Origin of the sequence: Acinetobacter qingfengensis (genome assembly GCF_008693185.1) — a bacterium.
Classification (GTDB): Bacteria; Pseudomonadota; Gammaproteobacteria; order Pseudomonadales; family Moraxellaceae; genus Acinetobacter; species Acinetobacter qingfengensis.
Genome location: NZ_VXKN01000006.1, coordinates 64,251 through 82,122, shown reverse-complemented (window position 1 = coordinate 82,122; position 17,872 = coordinate 64,251). Strand labels below are relative to the sequence as shown.

Sequence of the window (17,872 nt, the reverse complement as noted above, 5' to 3'; positions counted from 1 at the left end):
CGACAAAATATATAAAAATTGTAATGAATTTTCATCACAATTTTTATTTCCAGTTAAAGCAAAACATCATTAGAATGCCGTGATAAATTTAATCCCACCGACCCAAGCATCATCATGATTTCGATCAATGCCGCCAATATGACTGACATATTGTAAATTTGGGCGCACGGTTAACCAATTTGTTGCATGAATTCCATAATAAATTTCTGCATTATATTCGGCATCCTTATTTACATTGGTCACAGCTTTATCATTTAAACCGATTCGGGCAACACCAATCGCCAATTCATCCCGTGGACGGTGATCGGTTAAACCTTTATATGCCAAAGCCAAGCTTTGAGAATCACTTTTTTCAGAAGAATCCTTATCAAAGAAGGCAAATTGTCCGATTAAAGATAAACCACGATCTTTGTTACCACTTACTGTGCTCAATTGTTGTTTAAATGACAACCATCCACCTTGAGCATGAGTGGTCTTATTAGTATTTAATTCGTCAACATCAGCCGTACTGTAATAATAGCCGACACGGTATTCACCAGGTAAACCATTTATGGCTGCTTGTGGTTGCCATACAACCTCTACAGGAATAACCGCACCTTTGGAACCATCTGTGCTTAAATTAAATCCTTTACCACGTTTTAAATTTTCGGGATTATATTCATAAACACCAACTTGGGCAAAGACATCCACCGCAATAGCATACTTCACTCGTGCTGCCCATTGGCTTACTGGCCAGTTATGAATCTGATCACCAGCACTCCAATTCCCCATCTGGTCTCCGCATAGCGCTAGATTCTGGAAATCACATGCAACAGCATTGAAATCCTCACTTTCACCAAATCGACCAACCTTGATATCCAAACGCCGATCTAGAAATTTTTTCTTGATCCAGAAATCTGTTAAGCGCCATGTCTGACCACGCCCGTATACTTCCTGTACAGAGCTTAACTGTCCATCCAAAGCAGAAGAATTATTTTTTAAATCATGACCATCACGCCAAGTCACCGCAACTTTAGCTTCGGTATCTTGCCATCCCAGAATTTTTTCCAGATTAAAATCTGCGCCCACAGCCAATTGCCCAGAATACGCTGTTTTATGACTAGCATCACGTGAAGCGTCTATCAAAGTAGCAGATTCGCCAGTATAACCAATATCAAAATGATAGCCTTGCTGTTCTAATGCACTACGTTCACCATTCCAGTCACCTAGCATCCACTGACTATTATAATCAAAGGCATCGGCAGTATGTCCAATTTGAGAGAAACCCGCTGTTGCCATACATATAGCAAACACTAATTGCGATACTTTTTTCATATTAGACCTCAATTTTCCTTGTCCGTTAAAAAGTCGGGTAGATTATGCTGTTTTTCTTATTAATGCATGATTATTTTGTTAAAAAGAGGTGCTATTGTCTATTTTATATAAATGATTTAATTCAATTGAACATAAAAAAACCAGCATAAGTTTAATATACTGGCTGCGATTTAAGTAATAAGCAAGCTAAAAAATTGCTTTGAACAAAAAGATAATGATCAATAATGCAACAATAGGGTTAATTAATTTAAATAATACAGAAGCTTCTACCGGCTCAACATTTGGGGCTGCAACATGTACAACTGGTTCATGGTGTTCATGATTTTGCTGATGGATCATTTGATTAAACTCCTTGGTAACCTGTGCCTGATCAAATTCAGGCTCAGGTTCAGATTCGACAACTTTATATTCAGGTTTATCAATTGTATCCCAAAACCAAGATTGAACCTGCTGTTGCATCCATAAAAATTGACCCTGCAATAACTCCTTTAAACCATCAATTTCTAAATTGGCATTTTGATCAAGCTGTTTTAGCTCGGTTAATAGCAAATGTGCTGTCTGTAAACCGGCACTCTGCATTTTTAAACGCTGATGATTAAAAAATGCATGTGCAACATCATGTTCCTGAATATTTTTCAGAGATTTTTTAGATAACCAGTCGTCTTCAACTTCATGAATCACTTCATATAATCTATCAGGTTTTTGCTCTGCAATATCCTGTAATTCAGCAAGATGCAATGCAATCAAATGTGTAATTAATTCATGGCGTTGGAGCTTGGTTTCATCAGTAAAGATACTTGGATGCTGCTGCTCTGCCTGTTGTACGATATAACTTAAAAAATCAAAAGCCATAATTTATCCTTAATTCATAAACCTTGCCAAAACCCCTATAAGCTCCTGATTTTCTCTTGCATCAAACGAATAACAGGAACGTGTAAGCAGCCAAATAATATTCTTAGTCCAATAAACGTAAACTTGGCTTTTTCTTACCCTCGGATTGTTCTGTCGTTACTTCTTGTTTTTGTTCAGGTAAAGCATCTTCTGTGGTTTCAAAATCCTGATATTCCAGTGGATCAAAAAATAAACCTTGACCATTTTCACGGCTATAAATACCTAAAACGGCTGACATCGGTACATAAACTTCTTGTGCCACACCACCAAATCTGGCACTAAAATGAATGGCGTCATTTTGTATTTGCAAATGATTAACTGCATGTGGTGCAATATTTAAGACAATCTGTCCATCTTTTATATATTGCTGTGGAACTTGCACAAATTTTTGTACAGCATCTACCAATAAATAAGGGGTTAACTGATTGTCACAAATCCACTCATAAATTGCACGGGCAAGATATGGTCGTGTTGGAGTCAATGCCGATTCAGTCATCTCTTTTTCCTTATCATTTCAACGTCTTTAAGATTTCAGTATAGCGTGTTTGTTCCATGACCGTTAGTGATTGTTGAAAACTGTCACGATTGAACACACGTTTGCAATACAATATTAACCCTTTACTATTTTTCATATTAATTCCCGATGTGAGTGTCAGTATACGCAACAACATTGGTGCTAGCGTACAATCCAAAATTGATAAATTTTCTGACATAAAATATGGATAATGCTGGAATAAAGGATTTAAACTGATCAAAATATCCTGTAATTCTTTTTTAGCGTGCTGTTGCTGCTGTGCATCCAGCGTATCCGGATGACGTAATAAAATATTGGCCAGACGAAACCAATCCTGCTCTATTCGCCAGATAAATTGTCTTTGTTGAGCTTTTTCAGCAGGCGCATCGGCATATAATCTTGACTGACGATAACGATCATCAATATATTCATTAATAATTGCTGTATTGAATAATTTAACTTGTGGGTCAACCAAAGTAGGTAGTGTTGCATAAGGATTAAGCTGACTTAAATCTTCTTCTGCATCTTCAATAAGAATTTGTCGATATTGAATCTTTTTTTCTGATAAAACAAAACGAACACTATGGCTATAGTGGTCATTGGGGTGACAATACAAAGTGATGCCATGATAAGGCGAAGTGTCAATAACAGACATAGATGTGATACGAATAAAAAGATCAAAAAATCAAGCATACAAGAAAGAGCTTAAAAAATCATGCAGATTATCTGTTAAAAGCCTTAAATCATCAGTAATTCATTCATTACACGCAACTAAGAGATTGGCTGAAAAGACAAAGTAATCATTTTATTCTGTTTATTCACAGAGTAAATTAAACGCTGTTGAAAGTGTCGAGCAAATAATTGCGTAAGATTTAGATACGGATCTTTAACGACATTACAGCCTTTGCCACCACCAGAACTCCGGCACATCCCCGCCATCACAATTTGTTTGATATCAGCAGTTTTTCTATATTGATCTGGTGCATATCGATCATCACTAAACTCAAGAATCATATCGCCTTGAGCATTAAAAAGCTGATTGAGCTGATAACTATCTTTTGCATTGAGATAATGTATTGTGGTTTTTATAAAGGAACGTTGAGAGTTCTGAAAATACATGGAAAGATAACCACTAAAATATGGATTGGAAGATTTTTGTATAACAGAGTCATCAAGTTTAAATTGATGTAATGCAATCCGTGCCAATGGCTCATACAAATACATTTGATCTGTATTCAAATAGACTTGCTGTGGTTGAAAAAATGACTTGGTAAAAGCAAAATTACCACTTTGATCAATAACATATAATTTATGATCAATTTCTATCGCAACCTGATATTTATTGGCCACAAATTCTTTTTGAAATACGCCCCATTGATACGCAAAGATTGCCGGAATAAATGAAAAAACCAGAATCAATAAAATAATGACTTTCCAGGATGACGCACGTTTAGATTTTTTAATATGCTGATTATTAGAAGAAGAAGGAATATAAGTCATAAGCAACTAGAAACGATCAAAACCATAAATTATCAAAAAACTATTTTTAATAACATAAGAGATTGTGAATTTTTCAATAAAAAAACCCTGAGAAATTTCAGGGTCTTTATCCAATTCGTAAACGAATTAACGTTTAGAGAATTGAGGGCGTTTACGTGCTTTACGAAGACCAAGTTTCTTACGTTCAACTTCACGAGCATCACGAGTAACAAAGCCAGCCTGACGTAGTGCAGGTTTTAAAGTTTCATCAGAAGCAATTAGCGCACGAGTAATACCGTGACGGATTGCGCCTGCCTGACCACCAATACCACCACCTTTTACAGTGATATAAAGGTCATATTTTCCAGTTGCTTCTAACAACTCAAGTGGTTGACGAACAACCATTTGTGCAGTTTCACGACCAAAGTATTCTTCTAGAGTACGGTTGTTGATTACCAACTTGCCTGAACCTGGAGATAAGAATACACGTGCAGTTGCGGTCTTACGGCGACCTGTACCATAATTTTGTGCCATGTGCTTTATCCCTTAGATGTCCAAAACTTGTGGCTGTTGTGCAGTGTGCGGATGTTCGCTACCTGCATACACTTTCATCTTCTTGATCATTGCATAACCAAGAGGACCTTTAGGTAACATACCTTTTACAGCACGTTCAATTACTTCAGCTGGTTTATGTGCAACTAATTTTTCAAAATTAGTTTCTTTTAAACCACCTGGGAATTCTGTATGGCGATAATATTTCTTATCAAGTGACTTTTTACCAGTTACTTGAACTTGCTCAGCATTAATAACGATGATGTAATCACCAGTATCGACATGCGGTGTATAAGTGGTTTTATGCTTACCACGTAAACGACGAGCAATTTCAGTCGCTAAACGACCAAGTGTTTTACCTGTTGCATCTACGACAAACCAGTCGTGTTGCACTTCAGCAGGCTTTGCACTGAGAGTTTTCATTCAATACTACCTATTATAGTTGGTTTGGGATACTCAAACCCCAAACGAAAAGGAGCGAAGATTATAGTTAATCTCCCTCAAAATTTCAAATAATATTTTGACTTAAACCTACATTTATAATGTAGCATGTTGATAGGTGCCATGTAATTGACGATACAACCCGGGAGTAACGCCTGTCCATTTTTTAAAGGCGCGATGGAACGTACTGGTTTCACTAAAACCAACTTGCTGAGCAACATCCTCTAGTGTTAATTCAGGGCGTAACAATAAGTGTATTGCAGCATCGCGGCGTAAAGCATCTTTAACTCCTTGATAACTTTTGCCTTCAGCAGCCAAGCGGCGACGTAAGGTTTGAGGTGATAAATACAACATTGAAGCAACATCATTTAATGTTGGCATTTCTTCACCAATCTGGCTTTTTAATACATCACGAATACGATTAGTCAATGAATTAGTGTTTTTAAACTTCACCAGTAACATTGCAGGTGCACTTTTTAAAAATTCTTCAAGCGTGTCTTCATTCTGACGAATTGGCAAATCCAGATAATCGGCAGCAAAGGTGATTTCTGTCCGGCTTACACCAAATTGCATCACCGGTGCAAAAAATAAGGCATCATATTCATCAGCATGCGCAGGACGTGCATAGTTAAAATGTACACGTTCCAAAGGTAATCTGCGTTCAATGAGCCATGAAGCCAAACCATGCCAGATCATCAAAATACCTTCTGTCATAAAATGATCGGGATCATCTTTTAATGAAATATTGGGAATCAAGCGTGCTTCATGTTTATCCCGCTCAAGGGTTACGGACCAGTCATCACTAAATAATCGATAAAATTCAGTGCAGCGCTCCAGTGCCTGTCCAAGTGTTTTACAATGAATAATAAGCTGACACATCATGGCAAATGTGCCTAATCGACGGGGTTGTTTACTAAATCCAACATGCTCGTCCTGAGTTACCAACCATAACATTCTGACGAATTTCACATATTGTTCTGGCGAGATTCTGGCTTTAGGCTGACGCAAGAGTTCTGCTTCTATTCCTACATGAGAAAGCAAAGTATCGATATCCAAACCTAAACGTTTCACCCCTGTTAATGCAGCATTAACAAAATGAATGCTGATTGTATCGCGGCTCATGTCCATGAAATTTCCCAAAATTAGTACAAGTGTTCACTGAAATGTTTTATATCATATTTCCATAAAATAAAATAGAAATTATCAAAGATGCTATTGACTTTTTTATTTCCAAACAAGATACATATTGGCAATATATTTTCATAGTAAGAATAAAAAAGCAGTTTTTTATCAAATAAATATATTAATTTTTACTTTTTTGATCTTGATAAAATAATATTGATTTTTAATGTTATGAATATTTTTATATACATTGACAATGTATAAGATCTTAAAGTTCCTAATAGCCTACACTTCTCCATGAATGAACCAAATAAAATTCAGACCATTCATGGATTAAATGAAATCATTACAAACACTTAAGCCATAGTATGAATGGTTTCTTTGAATCGCTTGAAAGCAAAATAAAAAAATACCAGACCAATTAAAAACATGCACAAAAATGGCTGCCATACCACTTCAATACCCGCACCTCTGAATAAAATTGCCTGCCCCATATCAACAAAATGTGTTGTTGGGGCAAAAAACATTATATTTTGAACGATATCCGGCATGTTTTCCCTCGGTGTGGTTCCACCGGATAACATTTGTAACGGCATCAGAATTAACACAATCAACAATCCAAATTGCGGCATGGACTTGGCCATAGTCGCCAAGAATATACCCATTGATGTTGTCGCAAACAAGGATAAAGCCGCCCCACAAATAAACAATGCAACAGAACCCTGCACAGGCACATCCAGCAATCCCATCACCACAAAATGCAGGGAAACAGATGCAGCAATCAACACCACCACGCCCATAGACCAGACTTTGGCCAGCATAATTTCAAAAACCGTCACCGGCATTACCAGCAAATGCTCGATGGTGCCGTGTTCTCTTTCCCGAATCAGTGCTGCACCCGTGAGAATGATAGAGAGCATGGTGACGTTATTGACAATTTGCATCAAAGAGCCAAACCATTTCTTTTCCAGTGCCGGATTAAACTGTGCCCGAAGTTCCAGTTCGACAGGCAAACTGCTGGTCGTACGGTAGCCTGCAACAAATTCGTTCACCTCGGATTGAATCATTTGCTGAATATAACCACTACCGGAAAATGCCTGCGTCATACGGGTTGCATCAACATTTAATTGTAAGGCTGAACTTTTACCTGCCAAAACATCACGTTGAAAATTTGCAGGTATATTCAAGGCAAACGTATATTGCCCTGCATCCATACCCTTATCCATCTCATTGATATTAATCATTTCCGGATAAGTAAAATAAGGCGGATAAAATGCAGATACAATACGCTGCGAAAGTGGTGACTGATCTTCATCAACAATGGCAATCGGTGCATTGTTAAGTGTTTCAGGCGTAGATGATGCAGAAGAATACACCGCAAAGGTAAAAATAAAAATGATCAGAAATAACATGGCAGGATCACGCCACAAACTCCATAATTCCTTGACGCCAAGCCGATAAATATTTTCAAGTTTTTTCCAGAACATTTTATTTCTCCTGCTTTTTTAGCAAGAAAATTGCTAATAACATAATGACCGGAACCGTCACCAACAATGACCAGACAGACTTATGTAAGTCATTAAAGAATAGTGCTTTATTAAATACACCCCGACTAATATCTACCATGTGCGTCGCCGGATACATTTGCCCGATCATTTGCCCACTTCCGGTTAAAGACGATACAGGGTCAATCAATCCAGAAAATTGTGTCGCAGGCAATAAAGTCCCCATCATTGCCACAAACATGGCAGCAATCTGACTATTGGTCATTGCAGATGCCACCAGCCCCATACCAGTGGCAATGGTGATATACAACACAGTTGCGACAGTGAGGGTAAAAAAACTTCCGGTAATGGGCACTTTGAAAATCGTCACAATAATCAGGCACATCAGAAAATAATTGAGCATTCCCAGTGCAATATAGGGCAATTGTTTACCGATCAAAAACTCGGTACGTGTGGTCGGGGTAACATATAGGTTGACGATTGAACCCAGTTCTTTTTCACGAACCACAGCCAATGCAGTCAACATGGCAGGAAACATCAGCAATAAAATAGGCAAGATTGCAGGCACCATCGACGGCAGACTCTGCATATCTGGGTTATAACGAAACCGTGTTTCAATATCAACCAGTGAGCTCAAATCAGATCCTGTACTGGCTTTGATTTGTTGTGCCAGCCATAACTGGTGAATACCCTGAACATAGCCCAATACTGTTTCTGCCCTTGCCGGCATGGAACCATCGATCCACGCACCGACTTTTACCGTTTCGCCACGGGCAATTTTCTGGGCAAAATCTGGTGGAATCTCAATCGCCAAAGCGATGTTGCCATTGCGCATACGCTGATCGATTTCCTGATAATCATTCAGGGGGGCTTTTTCGGAAAAATAGCGCGATCCGGACAAGCCCAGACTATAGCTTTGACTGAGCTGACTTTGATCCCGATCCAGTATGGCATAGCTAAGATCCTCGACATCCATGCTAATGCCAAAACCCATAACAAATAACAGAATAATCGAACCAATCAAGGCAATGGTTGCACGTATGGGATCACGTAGTAATTCAAGGCTTTCACGCCAGGCAAAACTAAATAAACGCTGCAAACTAAAACCACGCTGTTGAACAACAGTTGATGAATCATGCTGTCCTTCGATGATAGTCGTTTGCTGTTCAGTACTACTATTGTCAGTTCCAGCACCGGCATCAACAAGATAGCCGATAAATGCCTGCTCGAGTGTTTCGGCATGGCGTTTTTGCATTAACGCTGTCGGCGTATCACTGTCCAGCACTTTACCGGCATGCATCATCGACATCCGGTCACAGCGCATGGCTTCATTCATGAAATGTGTCGAAATAAAAATCGTCACCTTATCCTGTCTGGATAAATAGACCAGATGCCGCCAGAAATTATCACGGGCAATCGGATCAACACCTGAAGTCGGCTCATCCAGAATCAGGATTTCAGGTTGATGCACCATGGCAACTGCCAAAGATAAACGCTGTTTCACGCCAAGCGGTAACTGATCTGGCAAACTATGTGTCATCTCATGCAGATCAAAACGATCCAGCATTGCCTCAACACGTTCATCAATCTGTTCCGCAGGCACATGAAAAAGTTTGGCATGCAATACCAGATTTTGCAGCACAGTCAATTCGGTATATAAGGAAAAAGCCTGCGACATGTAGCCCACCTTGCGACGAATTTCAATATTTTCGCCCTCAACTTCATGTCCAAATAGCCATGCTTTTCCTTCTGATGCCGGTAACAATCCAGTCAACACCTTCATGGTGGTGGATTTACCACAACCATTTGAGCCCAGAAAACCAAAAATTTCACCACGCCGAATCTTAAAATTGACATGATCAACTGCGGTAAACTCTCCAAAACGCACCGTAAGCTGCTGCGCTTCAATGGCATAATCCTGCTCTGAATCATGCTGTAACGGTGGAATTTCAACGGGTTGATAACCCTGTTTTTTTTCTTCTGGCAAAAGTTGAATAAACGCATCTTCAAGATTGCTGGTTTGGGTTGTGCTTAACAATTCTACTGGCGTACCGGTTTGCAGCACCTTGCCATCATCTATCATCACCAGCCAGTCAAAACCCTGCGCTTCATCCATATATGCCGTGGCTACAATCACACTCATTTGTGGGCGAGTCACTCGAATTCGGTCTATCAATTGCCAAAACTGCGCCCGAGCCAATGGATCGACACCTGTGGTCGGCTCATCCAGAATCAAAAAATCAGGATCATGAATCAAGGCACAACATAAACTCAGCTTCTGTTTCATGCCACCAGACAGTTTCCCCGCTGGACGATCGAGAAAAGCATACAGACCGGTACTTTTGGTCAAATCATCAATACGCTGCCGTCGTTCTGCTGCATCATGACCGAACAGGCGAGCAAAAAACTGTAAATTTTCTTCAACAGACAATGTTTTATACAGATTTTTACCCAAACCTTGTGGCATATACGCAATACGTGGACACGCCTGTTCCCGATGATGACGATCTGCCATATCGCCATCCAGCACATTGACATTACCCTGTTGAATCACTCTTGCACCGGCCAGTAAAGATAAAAGGCTCGATTTACCGACACCGTCCGGGCCAATTAAGCCAATCATGCAATAGGCTGGAAATTCAAGACTGATGTCTTTAAGTGCCTGAACTTTTCCGTAACAAAGACTGACCTGTTCAACATGGGCAACAATCTGGTTTGAGGAGGATTGTTGCTGCATGATTATTTAGCCTCTTTTGCAAGTTGTTGTGGCCAAGCCTGTTCAGGGTCCAATTTAATCCAGGCCACACCGGGTAAGCCTGTTTTCACCTGTTTAATGTATTTATTCAATAAAGTCGGATCAATTTTGGCTTTGACCTTAAACATCAATTTTTGTCGTTCACTTTCAGTTTCAACAGTTTTTGGCGTAAATTGCGCTGTATCTGCAATATGTGAAACCCGTGCAGGAATCGCCGTACCCGGTGCGGCATCCAGTACGATACGAACCTCCGTACCCAGTGCTACACGTCCGGCCACTGTTTCAGGCAAGAAGAACGTCATATACACATCAGATAAATCAATCAAATTCATGACTTTACCACCGGCTGCAATCATCTCACCCGGCTGTGCAACACGATATTGCACCCTTGCTTTTAACGGAGATTTTAACTGGCTATCGTCAATATCTGACTGTATCCGTTCAATCGTGGCCTGAACTGCTTCCACATTGGATTTGGCACCGGTTACCTGTGCTTTGGCCGCAGCAATAGAGGCTTCCGCATTTGCAACTTGCGCTTTGGCTGCACTGATCGCAGTCATTGCACCTTGTGCAGTGCTTCGCTCATCATCCAGTTGCTGTTTGGATACCGCATTATCCTTTACCAAAATCTCGGTTCGAGCCAAACGCTTTTGTGCCGCTTGTAACTCGGTTTGCCGCTGTTCAACCACAGCCAGACTGGCAAGTTTGTCACTCTCACGCATGGCAACTTGTGCATTTGCAGTCACAATCGCATCTTTAGCCTGCTGCAATTGCGCCTGTGCTTCACGAAGTTGTGCTTCCAAAGCAGAAATTTTGATTTTTGCCAACACCTGACCCGCTTCTACAAAGTCGCCTTCATTGACATAAATTTCTTCCAGTTGACCTGATAACTTACTGGCAATGTCAATTTCTGTAGCCTCAATCCGCCCGTTGCCACTGATCAACCCGTCAGTATCCGGTTGATTAAAATGCTGCCAAACCATATATGCAATCAGAACAACCACAATCGCCACAGCAACCCATACAAATTTTTTCAGCTTGATCACACTTTTTCCCCATTATGAAATACGCTTTTGCTTTATTACATCAATACCTTAAATGTCTAATTGAGATTAAAACCAGTTCACCAAGGAAATCCCCAAACCCACATAGGTTGCACGATGGTTATAATCAATCAGGCTTTCACCATAACCATCAAAAATCTGGAAATGTCCCCGTAATGCACCAGATAAGGGAAATGCCCAGTCAAACTGCATGGCACCATGACTATCATCTCCACCTTTTAAACTATGGCGTAACATCAGTGAAAATTGATGTGAGTTCCATTTATAGTGTGCGGTTAAATCACCCCGACCTACATAATCTTCAATATCTGGATTTTCATCTTTAGAATCCGAGTTGGGAAGCCGATACCACGGACGCAACATCAACACAAAATTATCTTTCTCAAAACCCAGATTGAGTACCGCCCTATTCCAGCTACGGGAAAACGGATCGGATCTGCCATTCGACTGATGATTAAAACCAATCCCCAGTAATCTGCCATTTAAACCAAATAAATTATAATTGGTTCGTAATACCAACATCGCTTCAGGTTCATAATTGGTTTCCCGAAAAGGTCTGGAATCATCTTCATTGTAAACTTGCCAGCGTGAGGACTGGGTATAACCAATCCACACATCACCATTATCACCAAAGACGTTTTCCAAAGCCTTGGTTTTAAAAGAAAGCTGAAATTTTGCTTCGGTACTGGTCAAATCTTGCGGCACTGTTACCGTATTATCCGGATTAGGACTATGCGGTAACGCATTCTTATCCGACATCCACATCACTGGAAATAAATAAAGTGGTTGATAACCACGAAGCTGCCATGTTCCCAGTTTTGCCTGACTGGAAAGCTCCCAGCGTTGATCCAGTAAAGAGCTACTGGTATCAAAATCTATTTCTGGTTCCCGTAATAATGTTGTGAATGGTTTGGGCTGATCTATTTTATTTACTTCTTCAACATCAACTGGTTGCAGTATAGCGAACTGCTCTGCCTGCTGATCTAATTCTTTTTGTTGCATCGGTAATTTATAAAGCGCATCATAACAGGCGAGTCGGGCACTGTTAAACGTCAGCCCAACACATGCTTCCGCAGAAGTCGGTTTGGGCAAATAGTCTGGTATAACACTATCCGGTACGGCATAGCTATTGCTATGCCAACCAATTGCACAAATAGAAATAAATATGCCGGAATAAACCGATTGGGGCTTATACTTAATCTGCATCATAACCTCCTGAAGACATTTTATCTTCACGAAAGCCTGCATATTGGCTGACCAAAAACACCTGCACAGCAATCATTCTTTGTAATTGATCTTCGATCTTAAAATCCGGTTCCAATAACCATTGATTAAAAATCCCAATAGATTGCTGGACAATAAAGTTTATTATGAGCTCCAAATCAATTGTCGTTGGAATTTCACCTAATTCCTGTGCTTGTAATAACCAAACTCTGTGTTGTTCCCGCATTTTTCTGGATAATTGTAAAAACTCTTCTTTTACAATTGAATCGGACTCAAGGGCGTACGCCCATAATATGAACATTGCACGGTAATTCTCCGGATGGGTTTTAATACGGGAAATCGTATTCCTGACAAGAAAATGAAGTGTTTCCAAACCCTTTTTTTGGTTATTCACACTTCGCATATTGTCCAGACACCAGTTTTCCAGATACTTTAAAACACGTATCAGTAACTGGTTTTTTGATCCATAACGACGTGTGACCAAACCACGACTATAACCCGCTCGCTGACCAACAGCTTCTAAAGTAACGGCTTTAACCCCGCCTTCACAAAGCAACAAGATGGCTTGTTCTACCATTCGAATATCAGATTCAATTGCTCTTTGCTGCATTATTTCCCCAAAAAATCATCAATACATAAAATTTAATTATGACAATATTTATACTATTTTAAAAAGTTGTTAACAACAACTTTTTAACTCAACGATAGAAATAGATGTGCTATGCATGTTTATATTTTCTCTTCGATTTTTTTAATAAATAAATGTTTATAAAACAAAAATATTAAAATCAAATAGTTATATTTATTTTATGTATTTTACTTAAAGTAGATACCAGTTTTAATTAATAAAATACCAACAATACAAAATATTGATACGAAAAAGCCCGCTGGTAGCGAGCTTAAATCAAAACATAATCACTAAAGCCAATTAAGCTAAAAATTTGCGAGCATTACGGAACATGCGTAACCATGCACCATCTTCCTGCCAATCGTCCGGCTTCCATGAATGTTGCAAAGCACGAAAATTACGCTCTGGATGTGGCATCATAATTGTTGCACGGCCATCCTTAGATGTTACACCGGCAATGGCTTGTGGTGAACCATTCGGATTCAATGGATAATGCTGAGTAGCATTGCCTTGACTATCCACATAACGCAAAATTACTTGTGAATTGGCATTTAAATGATTCAATTGATCTTCACCGGCCACAACACGACCTTCGCCATGCGCTACTGCAATTGGTAAAATTGAACCCTGCATGTCTTCTAGTAATACGGAACGAGATTTTTCAATTTGCACATTCACACTACGTGCTTCAAACACTTCTGAAGTATTGCGATGAAAACGTGGCCAGTCTTCAGCACCCGGAATTAATGGCGCCAGTTGTGATAACATTTGACAGCCATTACAAACCCCTAAACTAAAGGTTTCTTGACGATGGAAGAATCGTTCGAATTGATCACGCAATTTAGCATTAAATAATACTGATTTTGCCCAACCTCCGCCGGCACCTAATACGTCGCCATAAGAGAATCCACCACATGCCACCAGACCCTCAAACTCATCCAGACTAATACGACCTGCAAGTAAATCACTCATGTGCACATCAATGGTATTAAAACCAACTTTATCAAAAGCTGCGGCCATTTCAATATGACCATTGACTCCTTGCTCACGCAGGATCGCCATATTAGGGCGGCGTAGATTCAAATAAGGCGCTTCAATTTCTTCATTTAAATCAAAAGTTGCCTGAGCAATAAGCCCTTGATGTTGCTGATTGCCAATTAAGGCAAATTCCTGATCTGCAGTGTCACTATTGTCACGTAAACGCTGAATTTGATGAGAAACTTCAGTCCACGCCTGTTGTAACTGCGCACGTTCAAAAGTCAAACCATTGACTGTAAGTCGATCATTACTATTCACCTGACCAACCACTACGATCATATCTTTTAAACTTGAATTGGTGAGCTCTGCCTGTAATATTTGCCAGTCATTCGCTTTAAGCTGTAACACCGCGCCAATTTCTTCTGCAAACAGACTGGCAATGCTTTGCTGATTTAATGCCACACCCAGACGGGAAGCAAACATCATTTCCGTTACCGTTGCCAGTAAACCACCATCACCAATATCATGATATGCCTGAATTAAACCACGATTATTCCAATCCTGAATTAAGGCAAAGAATTCTTTAACATCTTCAAAATCATCAACATCCGGTGCAGTATGACCAATGGCTTTATACACCTGTGTGAGAATTGAAGCCCCCAAACGGAATTGGCCTCGAGATAAATCGATACGAACCAATACACTATCTTCAATGGCTTTTAATTCAGGTGTTAACGTTTTACGGACATCATTAACTGGTGCAAATGCAGTAATAATCAAAGACATTGGCGAGGTTACCGATTTATCTTTTCCTTCATCCTGCCATGTGGTACGCATAGACAATGAGTCTTTACCAACTGGAATAGCAATACCCAATGCTGGACAGATTTCCATACCAACTGTTTTGACTGCTTCAAACAGTGCTTGATCTTCGCCTTTTTGCCCTGCTGCTGCCATCCAGTTCGCAGACATTTTAATGTCACTTAATTGCTCAATATTGGTCGAAGCAATATTGGTAATTGCTTCTGCTACTGCCAAACGTGCTGATGCAGCTGGATTCAATAATGCTACAGGTGGACGCTCTCCCATTGCCATGGCTTCGCCGGTAAAACCCTGTAAACTGGTAGTGGTCACCGCAGCATCTGCTACCGGCACTTGCCATCGGCCCACCATCTGATCACGTGCTACCATACCAGTAATCGAGCGATCGCCAATGGTAATTAGAAAGGATTTGGATGCTACAGTCGGATTTTTTAGAACACGGAAAATTGCATCCGTTAAATCAATAGCATTTTCATCAAAATCATTACCTTGACGCTCAGTACGATCATAGCTACGTTGCATACGAGGCGTACCACCCAGCATGACTTGCATTGGCATATCCACTGCCTTATTGTCAAACAGTGGATCTTCAACGGTTAAATGCCGAGCTTCTGTTGCTTCACCCAATACCGCAAATGGACAGCGCTCACGAGCACAAATAGATTCAAATAATTGCAGAGATTCCGGATGAATGGCCAATACGTAACGCTCCTGCGCTTCATTTGACCAGATTTCCATTGGACTCATGCCCGGTTCAAGTGATGGAATTTTACGAAGATTAAGAATAGCCCCAAGCTCATGATCATTGACCAGTTCCGGCATAGCATTCGAGATACCGCCTGCACCGACATCATGGACTGATACGATTGGGTTAAAATCTTCCATACGCCAGCAGCTATCAATCACTTCCTGACAACGGCGTTCCATTTCCGGATTTTCACGTTGTACTGATGCAAAATCCAGACTTTCACCCATCGTCCCACTATCGACTGATGATGCTGCACCACCGCCCAAACCAATCAGCATGGCCGGCCCCCCCAGAACAATTAATAAATCGCCGGGTTGAATGGCATCCTTTTCTACATGATCAGGACGGATATTGCCATAACCACCAGCAATCATAATTGGTTTGTGGAAACCTTTTACATCACCATTTACATTTTGCTCAAAGGTACGAAAATAACCGTTTAAATTTGGACGACCAAATTCATTGTTAAATGCCGCTCCGCCCAATGGCCCATCAATCATGATTTGTAATGGAGATGCCATACGACCCGGTTTACCATAATTGTCTTCCCACGGCTGTTCAAAGCCTGGAATATTCAAATTAGATACGGTAAAACCCGTTAAACCCGCTTTAGGCTTACCGCCACGACCAGTTGCACCTTCATCACGGATTTCACCACCCGAACCTGTTGCCGCGCCGGCAAATGGAGAAATTGCCGTAGGATGGTTATGCGTTTCCACTTTCATCAGGATATGTGCAGCCTGACTTTTATATTTATAAACAAAATGGCCATTTTCATCTGCTTTTGGATAAAAACGCATGGTGTCATAACCAACAATCACTGAAGCATTGTCTTTATAAGCGGACAATACATCTGTTGGCGATTCTTTATAAGTATTTTTAATCATCTGGAACAAAGATAATGGTTGTTTTTCACCATCAATTGTCCACTGTGCATTAAAGATTTTATGTCGGCAATGTTCTGAATTGGCCTGCGCAAACATCATCAATTCGATATCATGCGGATTACGCCCCAGCTTGGTAAATGCCTCTGTCAAATAATCAATTTCTTCATCAGAAAGTGCAAAGCCAAACTCACTGTTGGCTGTCACCAATGCTTGCTTACCTTGCCCTAAAATATCGATACTGTTAAGTGGCTTAGGTGCAGTTTCTACAAATAAAGCCTGTGCATCATCGAGCTTTACAAACACACTTTCGGTCATACGGTCATGCAATGCCAGTTTTAATGCCTGACTAATTTCGGATACACCTTTTAACGTATATAAAATACCTCGTTCCAAACGATGTATCGGGCTATTACAATTTTTAAAAATATCGGTCGCTTTGGATGACCATGGAGAAATGGTACCAATACGAGGTGTTACCAGAATTTGAATTTCATCTGTCGCCCCCTGACGCAATTCAAAAGTCTGACCATCATTTAATAGTTGTAATGCTGAATTTAACCGCCCTTCATCAAGCGCTTGATCAAACAAATAAACCCATTGGCTATCTATAGATTGAACAGAACTAATTGACTGTAGTTGAGTTAATAGTTGAGTTTTCTTAAATGCAGAATGTGCGGATGCACCGGCCACGATAAACATGTTGATTTTGGCTCCACGGGCAGGTCTTTTGAACCTTAGCGCAATGTAACTAGGATAAGATCGCATATTCTACTGTGAAAAGGCAAAATCAGCTAGACGCTAACCGATTTTTATCAACATTCAGACCAATGCCTCTCTTAAAACAACATGATCACTTGACAAGAGCGTAATAGTTAGCTTGATTTCATCACTTGTTTAAGTTTTTAATCAGATAGCACAAAATATCATTTATCAATGTAATTGCCTTTG

Annotated in this window: 14 protein-coding genes; all 14 read right to left on the bottom strand. The window is 40.1% G+C overall.

What is annotated here, in order from left to right:
• Positions 1 to 69: 69 nt before the first annotated feature.
• Positions 70 to 1,314 carry a carbohydrate porin gene (locus F4V57_RS09310; protein ID WP_081409129.1) on the bottom strand — a complete coding sequence of 415 codons (1,245 nt, stop codon included), beginning with the start codon at positions 1,312 to 1,314 and terminating at the stop codon, positions 70 to 72.
• A gap of 186 nt (positions 1,315 to 1,500) precedes the next feature.
• Entirely contained in the window at positions 1,501 to 2,166 is a 666-nt protein-coding gene (locus F4V57_RS09305) for a hypothetical protein (RefSeq protein WP_070068513.1), read from the bottom strand.
• Between the two features lie 103 nt (positions 2,167 to 2,269).
• Entirely contained in the window at positions 2,270 to 2,701 is a 432-nt protein-coding gene (locus F4V57_RS09300) for a ClpXP protease specificity-enhancing factor (RefSeq protein WP_070068514.1), read from the bottom strand.
• A gap of 13 nt (positions 2,702 to 2,714) precedes the next feature.
• A complete protein-coding gene (locus tag F4V57_RS09295) occupies positions 2,715 to 3,374 on the bottom strand; it encodes a glutathione S-transferase N-terminal domain-containing protein (RefSeq protein WP_070068515.1) in 660 nt (219 codons plus the stop codon).
• Positions 3,375 to 3,490: 116 nt separating this feature from the next.
• A complete protein-coding gene (locus F4V57_RS09290) occupies positions 3,491 to 4,219 on the bottom strand; it encodes a hypothetical protein (RefSeq protein ID WP_070068516.1) in 729 nt (242 codons plus the stop codon).
• A 126-nt stretch (positions 4,220 to 4,345) separates the two neighbouring features.
• On the bottom strand, positions 4,346 to 4,732 hold the full coding sequence (rpsI, locus tag F4V57_RS09285) for a 30S ribosomal protein S9 (protein WP_070068517.1): 387 nt from the start codon (positions 4,730 to 4,732) through the stop codon (positions 4,346 to 4,348).
• A gap of 12 nt (positions 4,733 to 4,744) precedes the next feature.
• Complete coding sequence (gene rplM, locus F4V57_RS09280) at positions 4,745 to 5,173, bottom strand: 50S ribosomal protein L13 (protein ID WP_070068518.1); 429 nt, start codon at positions 5,171 to 5,173, stop codon at positions 4,745 to 4,747.
• Positions 5,174 to 5,287: 114 nt separating this feature from the next.
• Entirely contained in the window at positions 5,288 to 6,313 is a 1,026-nt protein-coding gene (locus tag F4V57_RS09275; RefSeq protein WP_070068608.1) for an AraC family transcriptional regulator, read from the bottom strand.
• Positions 6,314 to 6,669: 356 nt separating this feature from the next.
• Positions 6,670 to 7,800 carry an ABC transporter permease gene (locus tag F4V57_RS09270; protein ID WP_070068519.1) on the bottom strand — a complete coding sequence of 377 codons (1,131 nt, stop codon included), beginning with the start codon at positions 7,798 to 7,800 and terminating at the stop codon, positions 6,670 to 6,672.
• Position 7,801: 1 nt separating this feature from the next.
• On the bottom strand, positions 7,802 to 10,558 hold the full coding sequence (gene rbbA, locus F4V57_RS09265; protein ID WP_407642999.1) for a ribosome-associated ATPase/putative transporter RbbA: 2,757 nt from the start codon (positions 10,556 to 10,558) through the stop codon (positions 7,802 to 7,804).
• The gene (locus F4V57_RS09260) at positions 10,558 to 11,619 is read right to left on the bottom strand and encodes an HlyD family secretion protein (protein WP_228268229.1); all 1,062 of its coding nucleotides are present in this window, start codon (positions 11,617 to 11,619) and stop codon (positions 10,558 to 10,560) included. Before F4V57_RS09260 ends, rbbA begins: the two co-directional genes overlap by 1 nt.
• 66 nt (positions 11,620 to 11,685) lie before the next feature.
• Entirely contained in the window at positions 11,686 to 12,843 is a 1,158-nt protein-coding gene (locus F4V57_RS09255; RefSeq protein ID WP_070068521.1) for a phospholipase A, read from the bottom strand.
• Positions 12,833 to 13,471, bottom strand: a complete 639-nt coding sequence (locus F4V57_RS09250) for a TetR/AcrR family transcriptional regulator (protein WP_070068522.1) — start codon at positions 13,469 to 13,471, stop codon at positions 12,833 to 12,835. The genes F4V57_RS09255 and F4V57_RS09250 overlap by 11 nt, the downstream gene beginning before the upstream one ends.
• 318 nt (positions 13,472 to 13,789) lie before the next feature.
• Positions 13,790 to 17,623 (bottom strand): phosphoribosylformylglycinamidine synthase, encoded by a 3,834-nt coding sequence (gene purL, locus F4V57_RS09245; RefSeq protein ID WP_070068523.1) that lies wholly within the window; start codon positions 17,621 to 17,623, stop codon positions 13,790 to 13,792.
• Positions 17,624 to 17,872: the final 249 nt, after the last annotated feature.